The organism is Enterococcus sp. AZ109 (assembly GCF_051714625.1).
Taxonomy (GTDB): Bacteria; Bacillota; Bacilli; order Lactobacillales; family Enterococcaceae; genus Enterococcus_A.
Window position 1 is genome coordinate 851,461 of the sequence record NZ_JBIOSF010000001.1, and the last position, 16,858, is coordinate 868,318.

A 16,858-nucleotide genomic window follows, 5' to 3' on the forward strand; every position below is an offset into this window, starting at 1 on the left:
TCTTGACAAAAAGTATAGCACGCTTTACTTAGCGTGTAAAGCGTGCTATACTTTTTTTTCTTCATGCAATTGTTTATAGACATTTTCTGCGACATTTTTCGGTAATCCAATGCCTTGCAGCTCCTCAACGGAAGCAGCTTGGATATTTTTCAGCGATTTAAACTCTTTTAAGAGTGATTTCTTGCGTTTTGGTCCTAAGCCTTCAATACTGTCCAGCTTGGAAGCAAAGCTGTTTTTGCTGCGCAGCTGGCGATGGAAGGTAATCGCAAAGCGATGGACTTCGTCTTGAATTCGCTGCAGCAGGAAAAATTCTTGGGAATTACGTTCCAGCGGAATTCTCGCTAAATCCGGACCAAACAACAATTCACTAGTTTTATGCTTATCATCCTTTGCTAAGCCGGCAATTGGAATATCCAGCCCCAGCTGATTATCCAATACATCCTTGGCTGCATCTACTTGCCCTTTCCCACCATCAATCACAATCAGATCAGGGAATGGCAGATTTTCCTTCAACACCCGCGAATAACGTCGGTAAATAACTTCGCGCATCGATGCATAATCATCTGGACCTTTAACCGTCTTAATCTTGTACTTGCGGTACTCCTTCTTAGCAGGCTTCCCATCAATAAATACAACCATCGCAGATACCGGATCCGTTCCCATAATATTCGAGTTATCGAATGCTTCAATCCGAATTGGTTCAGGAATGTTCATTGCATTACCTAGACGCTCCACTGCACCAATTGTTCTAGCTTCATTGCGCTCAATTAAATCAAATTTTTCATTTAGCGCAACATGAGCATTTTTACCAGCTAACTTAACTAACTTTTTCTTCTCGCCTCGTTGCGGCTGCAACACTTTGGTCTCCAGCATTGCTTCAACACTGGACTTGTCAATATCGTCTGGGATCAGCACTTCTTTCGGCACGAAATGTTCATTTTCTTGATAGAACTGGCCTATGTAGGTTAAGAAATCATCTTGAGCTTCATTATAAAATGGAAACATGGAAACCTCTCGCTCGATTAATTTACCTTGTCGTACAAAGAAAACTTGAACACACATCCACCCTTTATCAGTAGCATATCCAAATACGTCGCGATCTACAAGATCAGCATTGGTCATTTTCTGCTTGGTCATTACGGTTTCGATTGCTTTGATTTGATCTCTGTACTCAGCGGCTTTTTCAAATTCCATATTCTCAGCAGCAGTGGTCATTTTTTTCTCTAATACTTCTTGAACTTCCTTATGACCACCATTTAAAAAACGCTTGATTTCGTTCACCATTATTTTGTAACGCACACTTGGAATATCAAAGACACAAGGTGCTAGGCATTGACCCATATGGTAATAAAGACAAACTTCTTTAGGTAGAACCCGACATTTCCTTAGTGGAAACAAGCGATCTAATAATCGCTTGGTTTCGTTTGCTGCACGAACATCTGGATATGGACCAAAGTACAAAGCTTTGTCTTTCAGAACCTTCCGTGTAATGAGCAAACGCGGAAACTCTTCGTTAGTAATTTTTATAAAAGGATATGTCTTATCATCCTTCAACATAATATTATATTTTGGATCATTCTTTTTAATTAGATTGATCTCCAAAAGTAGCGCTTCAATATTGGATTCCGTCACAATATATTCAAAGTCTTCGATCTCACTAACCAATCGTTCGGTTTTGGTATCATGGCTGCCGGTAAAATAAGAACGTACCCGATTTTTTAAAATCTTGGCTTTCCCAACGTAGATAATCGTGCCGTTTTTATCCTTCATCAAGTAACATCCAGGCTGATCAGGAAGCAAAGCCAACTTATTTTTAATTCTTTCGTTCATTCCTAGGCTCCCTTCACGTAATTTTTAAACAGACAAAAAGCTGGACAAAATGCCCAGCTCGAATGCTTACATATGAGCGCTGATTAACTCTTGCAATTGATCTTTTGTATGAACACCAATCACTTTATCGACAACTTGTCCATCTTTTTTCAAAACAAGTGTAGGAATGCTCATGATACCAAATGATGCAGGTGTTTCAGGATTTTCATCAACATCCATCTTCACGATTTTCAATTCGCTTTCGTCATACTCTTCGCTTAATTGTTCTAAGATTGGCGCTTGCATACGACACGGTCCACACCAAGTTGCCCAAAAATCAACAAGGACTAAGCCTTCGTCAGTTTCTTCATTAAATGTTGTATCTGTTACTACTTGTGACATGATATCCCTCCTAAGATTTGTAATTGTATTATAGCATGCCATGGTGTCCTAGGCTATTGTTCTGCTTACAGTTGTAAACATTACTTAAAGGTTACTACTGTTACCCCGTTGCCACCTTCATTTGCCGCAGCAAATTCAAAGTTTTTTACATTGCGATGATTTTTCAAATATTCAGTGATACCTTTGCGCAATGCTCCTGTTCCTTTACCATGAACAATACGAACTTGGGCATAATTCGCCAATAATGCTGCATCAATGTACTGGTCAACTTCTGCAAGTGCTTCTTCATAACGTTTCCCACGAAGATCTAATTCAGGTTTCACCTGTGAACCCGCTCCTCGTTGAATACCTGTTATTACTCGCTGCTGGGGTTCCTCAATTGGTGCTGTCAGCGTCATATCTTCTTCGGAAATAGTCATTTTCAAAATGCCAATCTGTACTTGCCAGTCATGATTTCCCATTTTTTTCAGTAACGTGCCACGTTGACCGTAAGTCTCAACGATCACTTCGTCACCTGATTTGAATTGTTTTTTAGCTTTTGCCTTTTGAAGAACCTTATTTTTCTTTAATTGTTCGTTTTGTTTCAAGTCTTCCAACTGGGTTCTAGCATCAATCAATTGGTGTTCTTTTACGTGGCCTTGTCCGTCTAGCTGTAGTTGGCGAATGTCCTTGATAATCTTGTCAGCTTTTTCCTGCGCTTCTTGCACTAATTCGTTCGCTTTTTTCCGAGCATTTTCCATTTCTTTTTCTCGCTCGTCAAAGAAATAGCTGTAGGCATTCTTCAAATCACGATATAGGGTTTCAGATTCTTCTACATAATGGCGGACCTCGTGGTATTCCGTTTCGGTCATTTTTCGTTGGTTTTCCAAATCAGCAATCATATCATTCAAATCTTGACTTTCGTCATCGATAATTTGTTTAGCACTTTCAATGATAATCGGATCTAAGCCAAGACGACGTGATATCTCAAACGCATTACTGCGTCCTGGCACACCAATTAATAAGCGATATGTTGGACTTAATGTGTCTACGTCAAATTCCATACTGGCATTGATGGTATTTGGACGATTGTAACCATAAATTTTCAACTCAGGATAATGGGTAGTCGCCATTACGTAAGAAGATTTTGCTCCCACAGCATCTAAAATAGCAATCGCCAAAGCAGCCCCTTCTTGCGGATCGGTTCCGGCCCCAAGTTCGTCAAATAAAACTAAACTACGGTCATTGATCCTATCTAGAATTGATACAATATTTGTCATATGTGAAGAAAATGTAGATAAGCTCTGTTCAATCGACTGTTCATCGCCAATATCAGCAAATACTTCTTCGAATATGCCCATCCGACTTTCTTCACCAACTGGCAACGGAAATCCTGCTTGTCCCATCAATTGTAGAATACCTAACGTTTTTAGAGTAATCGTTTTACCCCCAGTATTGGGTCCAGTAATTACGATTGCCTGGTAATCTCCACCGATCATAATATCATTTGGAACAGCTGTCTCTTGATTTAGCAAAGGATGTCTTGCTTGCTTGAAAAGCACCTGATTTTCCTCACTTAGCTCAGGCACTACCGCCTTAAGCTCTTTAGCAAAGCGCGCCTTAGCATTCATCAGATCAAAACGCCCCAACACATAAGCATTGTGTAAAATTTCTCGACGGTAGGGAACTAATTCTGCAGACAACTCTGATAAGATTCGTTCGATTTCAGTACGTTCAGAAATTTGTTGCTGACGTAGTCGATTGTTTAGTTCTACAACTTGCTTCGGTTCGATAAATAAAGTTTGACCAGAGGCACTCTGGTCATGAACAACACCACCGAATATACCGCGATATTCTTGCTTTACTGGTACAACGTAACGGTCATTGCGCATCGTAATAATTGCATCACTCAGATACTTAGCGTTTTTCCCACGAACTAAACCATCTAATTGTTCTCGAATATTTTGTTCACTACGACGAATTTGACTACGGATAGTTCGAAGCTCCGTTGAAGCCTCATCCTTGATCCTGCCATCTTCTTCTATTGATCGTCGTAATCGTCCGCTTAATTCTGGTAGTGTGACTAATTGTTCTACCCAGAAGTACAATCTTGAAAACTCTAATTCACTATCCATCAAGTCATCAATAAAACGTGTCATTTCACTAGTCGTAGATAGCACTCGCGCTACTTCAGCTAACTCCAAACCGTTCAAATTAGCGCCAATCTCAATTCGCTTCATATGTGGGTTGATATTCATCAACTTAGGAACAGGTAGTCCTCCACGTAATCGCAATACCTTCATACCATCTTCGGATTCTTCTAACCATGCCTGAATGGTATCTTTATCACTAGAAGGCGTAAGACGAGCTAATTCATCATTTCCCTGTGCAGTTGCCAAATACTGAGCAACCATCGTTTTCACATCATCAAATCCTAATGTTTCTAGAATTCGTCCATTCATTATTTTCACCTTCTACATAAGAAATAAACCGAAACTCTAAAGTCTCGGTTTTAAATTTGTCCAATAATTCTTGTCACCCACAGATTATCAAAAGCACTACTTAAAAATAGCGAATAATCAATAATAAAGCGAGCAAAAGCACTTCCTGAGATAGCATTTTGTACCAATGCCATCGGTACAAAGCTAACCAGTTTTAAAATTAAAAAGATAGCACAATAAGCCAATATAAATGATACTACTCCTGCAACAATCCCATCATATCTAGGCACCAAAACTTGGTACAATAGATTTTTACAAAAAATTGCCAGAAAATGAGTAGCCATCCAACCAATAAACAAAATCATAATAAATGCAAACCCTGCATAAAAGGCCTGATCCAAATTAAAACCTTGTTCAATCGAGTAGTATACCATATTGGATTCACTTGTAACAGATGGGTAGGGGACAAACAGCTGCAAACGTTCGCCGACTCCTTGATAAAACATTAAAGCTACAATAAATGAAACAACGTAGCCTACAGTAAAAAATAATTGATATGCGGTCCCCCTACGGTAACCAGTATAAAAAGAAAGAATTAAAACAATTAAGATAAATAGCGTTAGCATGGTTTTCCTCACTTATTAGCAGCGCGTTTTTGAATTTCGCGCTTTCGATTTTCGTTTACGACCTGTTGTGCTTCAACATGATTGCGAATTTGTGCATTATTTTTTCCATTTTTTTGCATAATTGATTTTGCCTCAGCTTCAATCGCTTCGATTTTTTTTATTTTATTTTCGAGCTCGACTGATCGCGCAGCTCGCCGTTTTAAATCAGCTTGATACTTCTTCAACTGTAGAAGCTCTTCTTGCTTTTTAACCTGATCGGAAACCGCATTGATTGCTAATAGAATTGCCGCTTTTTCCGCTGTAATCTCCGGTGACAAATCCTTTATTTCATTCAATTGTTCATTTACCAACGCCAGAACCATATCCATATGTTGCTTGGATTCCTGTCCAATAATCGTATATGTTTGTCCACCAACGATTGCTTTATATCTATTTTGAGTCATAGGGATTCTACCTCCTTGCACTGTTTTCGGAAAAACTCTAGTTTATTATATGCTAAAAGAGGAAGTTTTTACAACTTTCATTGAAGAAAAGTCGAGCAAATTAAAAAAAGATAGAGTTAACTCAGTCAAATTGAATCTAAAACGGAAGTAAAATAGCTTAAAAAACACTTTTTAAACTCTCAAAAAAAAACAGTAATTATAACAAAACTTCATCTTAAAAAAACAGTATGACTTCATAGATCACAAATAGAATAATGTGCTTTCTAAGCTGAAGATATCAATAAAAAAAACAACTCTCTTTTCTTCTAAAATTTTTTTGAAAAATCATAGTATCAAATTAACTAATTTGCACTCAATTCCATCGTTAAATAAGAACTTAAAAAACAGATAATAGTCATATTCATAGGAATTAGATTATCTAAATTAATACGTCTAACTATCCGTCTACTACTCGAAATAAAAAAATTGCTCTTCTTAAATCACTGAATTCAACATAAAAATTACAACTTCTGTCATTTCATGCAAAACACGCTTTAGACATACGTAGTATTTTATTATTCAAAAATACTCTTTCCTTAGACATTATTTGATTCTTTAAAATTTCAGACGCACTAATTAATCATAATATATCACTTATTCCCTAAATGTACATTAATTCGAAATTCGACTTTTCAATAAGAAAATTTATTAAAAATTCGAAGGACCTTTCAAGGTACCCCGATCTCTATTTAAATGTAACGATTTTCTCGTAGTTTTACTTGTGTGATATCTTCTATTGTTTGGGTTCCAGCTAATTGCATTACCATTTCTAGTTCTTTTTCGAAAAACTCAAAGACCTGTTTGACCCCTGTTGCTCCACCTAAAGCCAAACCGTAAATAACAGGACGGCCAATCGCAACTAAATCAGCTCCAGAAGCAATAGCCTTGAAAACATGTTGGCCGCGACGAACGCCACTGTCAAAGATAATCGGTACCCGTTTGTTGACAGCTTTAGCTACATACTGTAAAGAATCAAAAGTTGCTGGTCCACCGTCTAATTGACGGCCGCCATGATTTGAGACCCACACACCATTAGCCCCTGCATCTAACGCTCTTTCTACATCCTCTTCTGATTGAATTCCTTTTACAAACACCGGCAATGATGAATTTTTAGCAATAAATTCTACATCTCTCGGACTAAGCTTTTGTTTTGATGATCCATAGACTGCATCCATCGTTTGGCCAACACCAGATTGATAGGCTTGAACGATCGGCATAGGCAGCGGAAAAGTAAATCCATTACGTCTATCGGTTTCTCGATTACCACCAACCGTTGCATCAGCTGTCAAGATAATCGCCTTTGCGCCACTAGCTTTAGCTTGTGAAATAATATCGATATTAATCCCATCATCTTTACTCATATATAATTGAAACCATTGACAGGCTTCAGGTCCAGCTGCTTGACGAATCTCCTCAATGGTTCGGGAAGCATACGAACTAATTGAAAAGATTGTCCCGTAATCGGCTACTCCTTTAGCAGATGCCTCTTCACCTTTGGTATTAGCTAAACCGTGTGCTGCAATCGGTGCCATGATGATTGGTGCCTTCAATGTTTCGTCCATAAAAGTTAGTTCCGTAGTTGGTAGTTCCACATCTTTCAAAACATGTGGAATAATCAGCTGGTGTTCAAAAGCACGCTCGTTTTCCCGATAGGTAAAAATGTCACCCGCACCACTATTAATATAACCATATCCTCCTTTGGGAATTACTTCTTTTGCCATTTCTTCCAAATCATACATATTGATAAAATCTATCGTACCTTCAGCGTTACTCGTTTGATAGTTGTTTACCATTTTATTCCATCCTCCTTTTAAAAACGTTTACAATTGTATCCTACTCTTCTATCTAAATCTGGACAAAAATATTGCTTACTAATCCTCAGCAACAAAAAACCTTCTTTCTAAATTAAGTTATAAAAAGAGAGTTGTTATTTTTTTGATTGTCGTTTACACTAATCAAAATAGGGGTGAAAAAATGAAATCTAATAGTAATTATATTTCTCGAAAAATATCTTTTATAAACAAAAAACAGGAGTTAATCATTCGGGATTTTTTAGAAAAAGCTCATTTGGAACTCATTCATATCGAAATTTTAGAATATCTTGAGCTCCATCCTGGGACTATTCAAAAACATTTAACAAGTTATTTTGGAAAAGTTCTACAAAATCAGCTAGTAGCACTAGAAAATAAAGGATTAATTTACCGGAAGTCTTCAATTACTGACATTCGTCAAAAACGTATCTTCCTAACCGCTGAAGGGGAAGAGACCTTGAAAGAAATCAAGAAATCCCATGATCGTATAGAGCAAAAGATTCAAGGAAGTTTATCACTAGTAGAGAGAGACACTTTGCTTGGACTATTAGATAAAGTCCGAAACGAACTAAATTAAGGTGCACTAACTGATAGGCTTCTTACATTAAGTCACATAAATATGCATTATTTTGTACTCGACATAATTATCGAAATATTCTAAAAAAGGTGGAAAATAGATGAAGATTGGAATTATTTATTATACACACGGAGGCCATACCCAGGAAATGGCTGAACAAATTGCTGAAGGAATCAAATCAAAAGATATCGAAGTACGTTTGTTTTCCTTGGATGACCAACTAGACGATAACTATCTCAACGATTGTGTTGGCATTATTTTTGGTACACCTACTTATGTTGCGACTTCTCATTGGCGTGTTGTTGAATGGTTGACTTCTAATAAATCAGTTAAACTGGGCGGCAAGCTAGGAGGCTGCTTTGCAACTGCTCATTATGCGCAAGGTGGTAGCGACAGTGCCATTATGTCAATAGTAGGGGTTTTGCTGACCAAAGGTATGTTAGTGTATTCTGGTGGCGCTGCCTTAGGTAAACCGTTTATTCATCATGGACCTGTGGCTTTAGATGCAGAAGGAACTCACTATGAAGAAGCTAAAAAAATGTTTACGATTTTTGGAGAACGTTTTGCAAATAAAGCACTAGAATTATTTTAAATTTGAATCGGCAGAGCGTATTCAACAAAAAAACGCTGAACCCTTATACCAAGGGTTCAGCTCACATTTAAATTATTCTTCTTCGGTCATGAATGTATTGAAAACTTCCTCAATCATATCCCATTCAGCATCAGTTTCAATTTGTAATAATTCACCTTCACTGCCATCTTCATTTTCCACGTAAGCATAAGCCTGCAATTCAACATCTTCATCTTCAGGAGCACCTGCAGGATAAAGTAATACATAATTGCGGTTAAACTCCTCTTGACCATCAATGGTTAGTAGAATTTCATATAAAGTTTCATTTCCTTCATCATCTACTAAAGTAATCATTTCATGTTCGTGATCATGTTCGTGATCGTGATTGTGTTCATCAGCCATTTACTTTCCTCTTTTCTAAAAATTATTGCTGGTTCGGTCAAGATAGTTTTGTAAAATCATTACCGCAGCAACTTTGTCAATAACCTTCTTGCGCTTAGAACGCGAGACATCACCTTGTTCGATCAACATCCGTTCAGCTTGAACAGTGCTTAATCGTTCATCCTGATATTCAACTGGTAGTCCAAAAATTTGTTTAATCTTTTCACCATATTCCATTGACGCTTCAGCTCTTGGTCCAATTGAATTATTCATATTTTTGGGTAACCCCACTACAAATCGGTCCACATTATACTGCTTGACCAATTCTTTTAATCGTTCAAATCCAAATTCGTTTTTATCTTCGTTGATTCGGATGATTTCAATACCTTGTGCGGTCCAACCGAAAGGATCGCTCACAGCGACACCAACTGTTTTGGAACCTACATCTAAACCCATTACTCTCATGGAAGTTCAATACCATGGTTAGATAGGTAGTATTTTACCAGTACTTCCATCACTTCATCACGTTCATGACGACGAATCAAGTTCCGCGCATCTTGGTAACGTGGAATATACGCTGGATCTCCTGATAATAGGTATCCAACAATTTGATTGATTGGATTGTATCCTTTTTCTGCTAACGCATTGTAGACAATTGTTAACGTTTCACTGATTTCTTTCTTACGGTTATCATCAAAATCAAAACGGACAGTTTCATCTGTATATCCCATAAAGCGACACCTCTTTCTCAAAGTTTCCACACTTACCATTCTACTAAAAGATAAGCCAAGTTACAAATATTGAATTCATTTATCCGCCTATTTCAGTGTTTTCCTCATGATTCTGTTAAAATAAGACGCCTTGTACTACCAATATCCCACAAAAATCCAAAAAAGATGGACAGAGATTAAATTTTCCCAATATTCTGATCAAGCTAACCAAATTGCTTTTAGGTTTGCTGCAAGTGAACTTTTTTCTTACTAACAGCTGTAGGCAAAAAGAAATCCGCTAGAAATAATTCTAGCGGATAAACTTGTGTTTTTTAGTAAAGCTCTAAATATTGTTCACGTTCCCACTCAGACACCGTTTGACGGAACGCTGCCCATTCAATTTTCTTCGCTTCAGCAAAGTTATTGTAGATGTGTGAACCTAAAGCGTCGATCATTACATCATCTTCACGCAATGCTTTAATTGCATTGTGGATTGTAGAAGGTAGATCATGGATTTGCGCTTCTTTACGTTCTTCTTCAGTCATGACATAGATATTGCGATCGACTGCTGCTGGTGGGGTCAATTCGTTACGAACTCCGTCCAAACCAGCTTCAAGCAATACAGCCATTGTCATGTAAGGGTTAGCCGCTGGGTCAACTGAACGTAATTCTAAACGAGTTGAAAGACCACGAGATTCCGGAACACGGATCAGCGGTGAACGGTTGCGTCCACTCCAAGCTACATATACCGGTGCTTCAAATCCTGGAACCAAACGTTTGTAAGAGTTAACGATTGGGTTACATACTGCTGTGTAAGCACGAGCATGTTTCATAAGTCCTGCTAAGAATTGGTAAGCCGTTTTGCTTAATTGCATTGGGCCATCTTCATCATAGAAAACATTGCCTTCGTCATTGAATAGCGACATGTTGCAGTGCATACCAGAACCGTTAATTCCATATAATGGTTTTGGCATAAATGTTGCGTGCAGTCCATGTTTGCGTGCAATTGTTTTTACAACCAATTTAAACGTTTGGATGTTATCACAAGCTTCAACTGCATCAGCATATTTGAAATCAATTTCATGCTGTCCAGGCGCTACCTCATGGTGAGATGCTTCTACTTCAAAACCAAGACCTTCAAGCTCTAATACGATATCGCGACGGCAATTCTCACCAAGATCAGTTGGTGCAAAATCGAAGTATCCGCCTTTGTCATTCAAGTCCATAGTAGGATCGCCATTTTCATCCAGTTTAAATAGGAAGAATTCAGGCTCAGGCCCTAAGTTGAATGAAGTAAAGCCAAACTCTTTCATGCCAGCTAATACACGTTTCAAGTTTCCACGAGGGTCACCTGCAAATGGTGTACCGTCTGGATTGTAGATATCACAAATTAAACGTCCTACTTTTCCATGGTCGCTTTCCCAAGGGAAGATCATCCAAGTAGACAAGTCAGGATATAAATACATATCACTTTCTTCGATACGAACAAATCCTTCAATAGAAGAACCATCAAACATCATTTTGTTGCTTAACACTTTGTCAAGTTGACTTACAGGCACTTCTACGTTTTTGACTGTTCCTAAAATATCGGTGAACATTAAACGTAAGAAACGTACGTTTTCTTCCTCAACGATTTTTTTAATGTCTGCAACTGATAAATCTTTCTTTGGCATAATATCCCTTCCTCACGCTTCATTTTTTTATTATTCCACAATCACTAAAGCTTTGGCCCTTGTGATTGATATGGATGTTGTTGATTTAAACCACTTTGTGTTAGCATCTCATCATAGAAAATGCGACGGACATCTTTGTCTGTTAATGGCGGCTTTTCTTTGGCCGCTTTCTCTTCATCTTTACGCATTTGATACACTCGTTTAATCCCTGCCATGTTTAATCCATCTGATAAATAATCCTTAATCTCCAACAGCACATCAATGTCATTTAGAGAATACATTCTACGGTTACCTTCGCTCCGTTCTGGATGGATTAATTCTTGTTCTTCATAGTAACGAATCTGCCGAGCAGTTAAATCAGTTAATTTCATGACTGTACCAATTGGAAAAACAGCTAACGAACGACGTAATTCTTTCTCCCGCATCAAATATCCTCCTTGTTTCTTAACGTTGAAAATAGGATACCAAGCATTAGACCACTTGTCAACAGTAAATGTGATATTTCCTTACATCGAATTAAAAAAACTTCTAACATGGCGATTTGAACCTAAAAAAAGCGCTCCCTGTCAAGGAAACGCCGTGATTTTTTATTCAAAAAATTTACGCTTTTGGATGATAAACATCATTTACTGCATTAGCAACAGCTACTTTCACATGCTCAAAGGTCAATCCACCCTGTAAATAGAGGGAGTATGGCTCCCGTAACGGTCCATCTGCACTCAGCTCTATGCTGGCTCCTTGAACAAACGTCCCAGCCGCCATAATGATATCATCCTCGTACCCAGCCATGTAAGAGGGAATCGGTGCCACATATGCGTCAATTGGTGAGAATTTTTGAATCGATTGGCAAAAACAGATCATTGCCTCCCGTTCTTTTAGCTCAATCAATTGAATTAAATCCGTTCTTGGCTCATTCCATTTAGGTGTTGATTCGATCTGGTATTCTTCTAACAAAGCAGAAGAGAAAATCGCTCCTTGAATAGCTTGCCCCACCACGTGAGGTGCCAAGAAAAATCCTTGCAGCATGTCATAAACATTCCCCAGCATGGCACCACCTTCAGCTCCTACACCTGGTGTAGTTAGTCGATAAGCACATTTTTCAACCAGTTCTACTTTACCGGCAATATAGCCACCCGTTTTAGCGATACCGCCACCTGGATTTTTAATTAGAGAACCAGCTATTAAGTCCGCCCCCACTTGAGTAGGCTCAAGCAATTCAGCAAATTCCCCATAGCAATTATCGACAAAAATCACCGCTTTTGGTGCCACAGTTTTAACAAATTCACACATTTCTTTGATTTTATCAATCGTAAATGAAGGTCGTGAAGCATAACCTCGTGAACGTTGAATCGCTACAACTTTTGTTTTTTCAGTTATCTTCTTTTTTACACCTTCAAAGTCAACTGATCCATTTGCCAAAAGCTCCACTTCATCATAGCCAATATTATATTCTTTCATAGAACCGATACCATTTCCTTGAGTACCGATCACTTCCAGCAAAGTATCATAAGGTGTGCCAGTAATATAAAGCAGATCATCACCTGGGCGTAAAACGCCAAACAGTGCGGTTGAAATCGCATGGGTGCCAGAAACCAGTTGCGGACGGACCAGAGCAGCTTCGGCACCGAAAGTTTGTGCGTAAACTGCTTCTAAAGCGTCCCGTCCTAAATCATCATTCCCATATCCGGTAGAAGGTAAAAAATGACTCTCAGAAACATGCTGTTGACGAAAAGCCGCCAACACCTTAGCTTGGTTTGATAAAGCTGTCTCTCGAACCTTCTTCAAGGCAGGTTCAATTTTCTGATCAACTTTGTCAATTGTTGCCACTAATTCAGGGGCCAAACTAGCTGTCCAACTCATCTTTATCCATTCTCCTTATCCAAACTGAACTTTTCTTCGCAAATCCGCGAATATGATAAACTTCATTTTCTTCTTCAAAAGTATCGCTTAAAACTAAAGTCTCTCTTCGAATCGCACTCAACGATTGTCCCTCACTCGCACTAATACTTAGCAAATAAGGCTCTAATAACTCCATAATCTCTTTTTTTATCGCTTCTGACAATACTTCTTTTCCTTTGCTAGATTTAGCGGAAATTAGTACGTTAGGAAATAACGTGGGTGTAAAGGCGAACGGATCGATGCGGTCTGCCTTATTATAAATCGTCAATATCGGAATATCTTCCATCTCTAAATCCTTCAACAAGCTCATTACGGTTTGCTCTTGCTGTAAACGGTCCTCTGCACTTGCATCAACCACATGCAGCAAAAGATCCATACCTTTACTTTCTTCCAAAGTTGAATGGAAAGCATCAATCAATTGTGTCGGCAAATCTTGAATAAACCCTACCGTATCTGTAATGGTCGTTAACATCCCCTGCGGTAACTGCCATTTTTTGGTTAATGGATCTAAGGTAGCAAAAAGCTGATCTTGAGAATAAGTTTCAGCATTAGTCAATAAATTCAAAATGGTAGACTTTCCAGCATTTGTATAACCGATCAGACCCATTTGGAAAATATTGGACTGCTGACGTTTTTGCCGGCTGCGCTCACGATGAGCCTCCACGTTTTTTAATTCTTTTTTGATAGCTGAAATACGATTACGGATATGGCGACGATCGGTTTCCAATTTGGTTTCCCCTGGACCTCTTGTTCCTATCCCACCTCCGAGACGTGACAAACTATGTCCTTGTCCCATTAAACGCGGCAACAAATAATCTAACTGAGCTAGCTCAACCTGCAGCTTACCTTCTTTTGATCGAGCACGCTGAGCAAAAATATCCAAGATTAGCTGAATGCGATCAATCACAGGAACGCCTACAATCTCTTCAACTGTTTGGCTTTGTCTTGGGGTCATTGCGTGATTGAAGATCACCAGCTCAGCTTCATGTGCTTCTACTAATTGAGCTAATTCGGCTACTTTTCCTTTTCCGATAATTGTCTGCCGATCGACTCTGGGACGTTTTTGCGTTAAAGAGAATACAATCTCTCCGTGAGCAGTCTTAGTCAATCCTGCTAATTCATGCATAGATTCTAAATAGTTCTGCTTATTTTCTTCTGTTTCTACTCCAACAAGAATAACTCTTTCTGACAAAGCTCATCCCTCCTCTAGCCATTCGATGATAGCTGCCTCTATTTGCGATACTTCCTCAGGATGCTGTACAATATCAAACCAATTAACCGGCATTCGATTGCGAAACCAAGTCAGTTGGCGTTTAGCGTATCGCCGAGATTTTTGTTTCACCTCTTCAATCGCCTGATCCAAAGAAATCTTTCCTTCGAAATAAGGAAAAAACTCCTTATAGCCAATGCCTTGAGCAGATTGCTGGTCTCTAAAAGCAAGCATCTGTTTAGCCTCTGATAGCACTCCTTGCTCCATCATTAAATCCACCCGCTTATTGATTCGCTGATATAACAGCTCACGATCAGTATCTAAGCCGACTATGTATGGATCGTACAATAGCTTGGGTGTTTCTTTTGGTGTTAAAATTGATCGACCAGTCAATTGATAGACTTCCAAAGCACGAATGACTTTTTTTAAATTGTTAAAATGAATCTTTTCGGCAGCCAATGGATCAATACAAGCAAGTTCTTTCCAAAGTGCCTTTTTTCCGTACTCTTCAGCAAATGCTGCATATTTTTCCCGTAAACCAAGATCTTCTTTTTCATTTTCACTACCGAGCTTGTAATCCCAAAGTAAGGACTGAATATACAGACCTGTTCCTCCGACTATTATCGGTAATTTTCCTCGTTCATCAATTTCATCAATCACTTGACGGGCAGTTTCTTGAAAATCGGCTGCTGAATAGCTTTCAGTTACGTCACGGACATCAATCAAATAATGTGCAATCCCCGCCATTTCTTCTACAGTTACCTTGGCTGTACCAATATCCAGAGTACGATATACCTGCATCGAATCCCCACTGATGATTTCCCCGTTAAAGCGTTTTGCTAGCTGAATACTCAAACTGGTTTTTCCGACTGCAGTCGGTCCAACAATTGCGACAACTTTCTTCATCGTCTCAGCCTGCTTTTCACACGATGAGCTTTTTCTGGAAAGTCCGTAAACATACCATCTAGTTTTAAGTTCATACACTCAATCATGGATAAATAAAGGTTTACAGACCATGGACGGATCGACTTTGGATAGCTTTTCACTAGTTCTAAGTTTTCTTGTATCCAATCATGACAAGGATGGATCCCTTCAATGAAATCCAGTTCTAAAGCTGCTTCAACTTTTGCCTGTGATTTCTTTAGAACTAAATCTAACTGAGTATCTGGTTCAATTTGATGCATTATACGCAATGATTCTAAATTGAAACTAGAGTACCAGTGAGTGAATGGCCATTCACGACTACGCATTACATTAGATACAGCTACTTCAATCTCAGGATAATGGTATTTATCTGTTTTTAGTTCAATGTTTAAAATGCCTCGATATTGCATTTGCAACAGCAGATTCAAAACTTCTTGCAATGTAGATATTTTCGTAGCCTTATACTTTGGAGCAAACCAACTGCCCGCATCCAATTCTTTAATTTCTTCTAATGTTAATTCGCGAACTAGACCCTTACCGTTAGTTGTCCGCTCAACACTTTCATCGTGAATGACTACTAAGTGTTTATCTTTAGTAAAATGAACGTCTAATTCGATACAATCTGCACTTGCACGTACAGCTTCAGCAAAGGCCGGCAATGTATTTTCCGGATGAGTTCCACTGCTTCCACGATGGGCAATAATTAAAGTCACACTTTTTCACCTCTTACTTTACATCAAAATAATGGAGCGGTTTTTTAGTCATTTGGTTTAATTGAGCTTTTTTTTCATTGATAATTATTAATAATTCATCCGAAAAAGATTCCATTACCGCACGACCACCTTTATAAGTATAGCCGCCCATTTTTACCGTTTCTTCTGGTGATAGGATAGCTTTACGCTGAGAAATGTTTTTAAAGAATTCTTCAATTAAATAATTAGGCAAATAAAAATTATTTTGTGCCGCAAAAGAATGTAAATAAATGTAGTCATCGATAGTAATATAACAATCATCGAACGCGTTAAAACGTACATAATCTTCCATAAGAACATTACGTTTACCTAGCACTTCATTTACTTTTTTATTTAACAGATTCAGGGTTTCGATTTCTTTTACTCGATGTTCAATATCTCTTGTACGAGTTTCTTTTTTTTCAATGTATCTGAAAAAAATAATGACAGCAACACCTACAATAGCTGCCCCTACCAAGACACCTAATAAGCCAATCAACGCTGTTTTCATTTTGCTCCTCCTTGTTGTTTATGCGTTATTAATAGTAACACATTTACCACTATCTAGGGTAGCATTCCAACATCAAAAAACAAATCTAAAACATTTGACCAAAACTGACCTTTGGTGTATA

At 38.4% G+C, this 16,858-nt stretch carries 18 protein-coding genes; 2 read left to right on the plus strand and 16 right to left on the minus strand.

Annotation, left to right across the window (positions count from 1 at the left end; genetic code table 11):
• Nucleotides 1-45: 45 nt before the first annotated feature.
• The 6 genes from uvrC to IGI42_RS04135 all read right to left on the minus strand — a co-directional run bounded on the left by uvrC (nucleotide 46) and on the right by IGI42_RS04135 (nucleotide 7,532).
• On the minus strand, nucleotides 46-1,830 hold the full coding sequence (gene uvrC, locus IGI42_RS04110; protein ID WP_438714439.1) for an excinuclease ABC subunit UvrC: 1,785 nt from the start codon (nucleotides 1,828-1,830) through the stop codon (nucleotides 46-48).
• Nucleotides 1,831-1,896: 66 nt separating this feature from the next.
• Nucleotides 1,897-2,211, minus strand: a complete 315-nt coding sequence (gene trxA / locus IGI42_RS04115) for a thioredoxin (RefSeq protein ID WP_438714440.1) — start codon at nucleotides 2,209-2,211, stop codon at nucleotides 1,897-1,899.
• Between the two features lie 80 nt (nucleotides 2,212-2,291).
• Entirely contained in the window at nucleotides 2,292-4,652 is a 2,361-nt protein-coding gene (locus IGI42_RS04120) for an endonuclease MutS2 (protein ID WP_438714441.1), read from the minus strand.
• A 50-nt stretch (nucleotides 4,653-4,702) separates the two neighbouring features.
• Nucleotides 4,703-5,257 carry a CvpA family protein gene (locus IGI42_RS04125; protein ID WP_438714442.1) on the minus strand — a complete coding sequence of 185 codons (555 nt, stop codon included), beginning with the start codon at nucleotides 5,255-5,257 and terminating at the stop codon, nucleotides 4,703-4,705.
• Nucleotides 5,258-5,265: 8 nt separating this feature from the next.
• The gene (gene zapA / locus IGI42_RS04130; protein WP_438714443.1) at nucleotides 5,266-5,700 is read right to left on the minus strand and encodes a cell division protein ZapA; all 435 of its coding nucleotides are present in this window, start codon (nucleotides 5,698-5,700) and stop codon (nucleotides 5,266-5,268) included.
• A gap of 728 nt (nucleotides 5,701-6,428) precedes the next feature.
• On the minus strand, nucleotides 6,429-7,532 hold the full coding sequence (locus IGI42_RS04135) for a lactate oxidase (protein WP_438714445.1): 1,104 nt from the start codon (nucleotides 7,530-7,532) through the stop codon (nucleotides 6,429-6,431).
• A gap of 181 nt (nucleotides 7,533-7,713) precedes the next feature.
• Here IGI42_RS04135 and IGI42_RS04140 point away from each other — a divergent pair, with 181 nt between their 5' ends.
• A complete protein-coding gene (locus IGI42_RS04140; protein ID WP_438714446.1) occupies nucleotides 7,714-8,127 on the plus strand; it encodes a MarR family winged helix-turn-helix transcriptional regulator in 414 nt (137 codons plus the stop codon).
• Between the two features lie 100 nt (nucleotides 8,128-8,227).
• Nucleotides 8,228-8,719, plus strand: coding sequence for a flavodoxin family protein (locus tag IGI42_RS04145; RefSeq protein ID WP_438714447.1), 492 nt, complete (start codon nucleotides 8,228-8,230; stop codon nucleotides 8,717-8,719).
• A gap of 72 nt (nucleotides 8,720-8,791) precedes the next feature.
• Here the strand turns inward: IGI42_RS04145 and IGI42_RS04150 are convergent, their stop codons facing one another.
• The 10 genes from IGI42_RS04150 to IGI42_RS04195 all read right to left on the minus strand — a co-directional run bounded on the left by IGI42_RS04150 (nucleotide 8,792) and on the right by IGI42_RS04195 (nucleotide 16,737).
• A complete protein-coding gene (locus IGI42_RS04150) occupies nucleotides 8,792-9,100 on the minus strand; it encodes a DUF1292 domain-containing protein (protein ID WP_438714449.1) in 309 nt (102 codons plus the stop codon).
• A gap of 15 nt (nucleotides 9,101-9,115) precedes the next feature.
• The gene (gene ruvX / locus IGI42_RS04155) at nucleotides 9,116-9,544 is read right to left on the minus strand and encodes a Holliday junction resolvase RuvX (RefSeq protein ID WP_438714450.1); all 429 of its coding nucleotides are present in this window, start codon (nucleotides 9,542-9,544) and stop codon (nucleotides 9,116-9,118) included.
• Entirely contained in the window at nucleotides 9,541-9,810 is a 270-nt protein-coding gene (locus IGI42_RS04160; RefSeq protein WP_438714452.1) for an IreB family regulatory phosphoprotein, read from the minus strand. Before IGI42_RS04160 ends, ruvX begins: the two co-directional genes overlap by 4 nt.
• A 311-nt stretch (nucleotides 9,811-10,121) precedes the next feature.
• The gene (gene glnA, locus IGI42_RS04165) at nucleotides 10,122-11,462 is read right to left on the minus strand and encodes a type I glutamate--ammonia ligase (RefSeq protein ID WP_438714454.1); all 1,341 of its coding nucleotides are present in this window, start codon (nucleotides 11,460-11,462) and stop codon (nucleotides 10,122-10,124) included.
• 44 nt (nucleotides 11,463-11,506) lie between these two features.
• A complete protein-coding gene (locus tag IGI42_RS04170; RefSeq protein ID WP_207675432.1) occupies nucleotides 11,507-11,887 on the minus strand; it encodes a MerR family transcriptional regulator in 381 nt (126 codons plus the stop codon).
• Between the two features lie 175 nt (nucleotides 11,888-12,062).
• On the minus strand, nucleotides 12,063-13,322 hold the full coding sequence (locus IGI42_RS04175) for an aminotransferase class I/II-fold pyridoxal phosphate-dependent enzyme (protein WP_438714455.1): 1,260 nt from the start codon (nucleotides 13,320-13,322) through the stop codon (nucleotides 12,063-12,065).
• On the minus strand, nucleotides 13,306-14,553 hold the full coding sequence (hflX, locus tag IGI42_RS04180; RefSeq protein ID WP_438714456.1) for a GTPase HflX: 1,248 nt from the start codon (nucleotides 14,551-14,553) through the stop codon (nucleotides 13,306-13,308). Before hflX ends, IGI42_RS04175 begins: the two co-directional genes overlap by 17 nt.
• 3 nt (nucleotides 14,554-14,556) lie before the next feature.
• Nucleotides 14,557-15,477: a tRNA (adenosine(37)-N6)-dimethylallyltransferase MiaA gene (miaA, locus tag IGI42_RS04185; RefSeq protein WP_438714458.1), complete on the minus strand. Its 921-nt coding sequence runs from the start codon at nucleotides 15,475-15,477 to the stop codon at nucleotides 14,557-14,559.
• On the minus strand, nucleotides 15,474-16,208 hold the full coding sequence (locus IGI42_RS04190; RefSeq protein WP_438714459.1) for a glycerophosphodiester phosphodiesterase: 735 nt from the start codon (nucleotides 16,206-16,208) through the stop codon (nucleotides 15,474-15,476). The genes miaA and IGI42_RS04190 overlap by 4 nt, the downstream gene beginning before the upstream one ends.
• 13 nt (nucleotides 16,209-16,221) lie before the next feature.
• Nucleotides 16,222-16,737 carry a hypothetical protein gene (locus tag IGI42_RS04195; RefSeq protein ID WP_438714460.1) on the minus strand — a complete coding sequence of 172 codons (516 nt, stop codon included), beginning with the start codon at nucleotides 16,735-16,737 and terminating at the stop codon, nucleotides 16,222-16,224.
• Nucleotides 16,738-16,858: the final 121 nt, after the last annotated feature.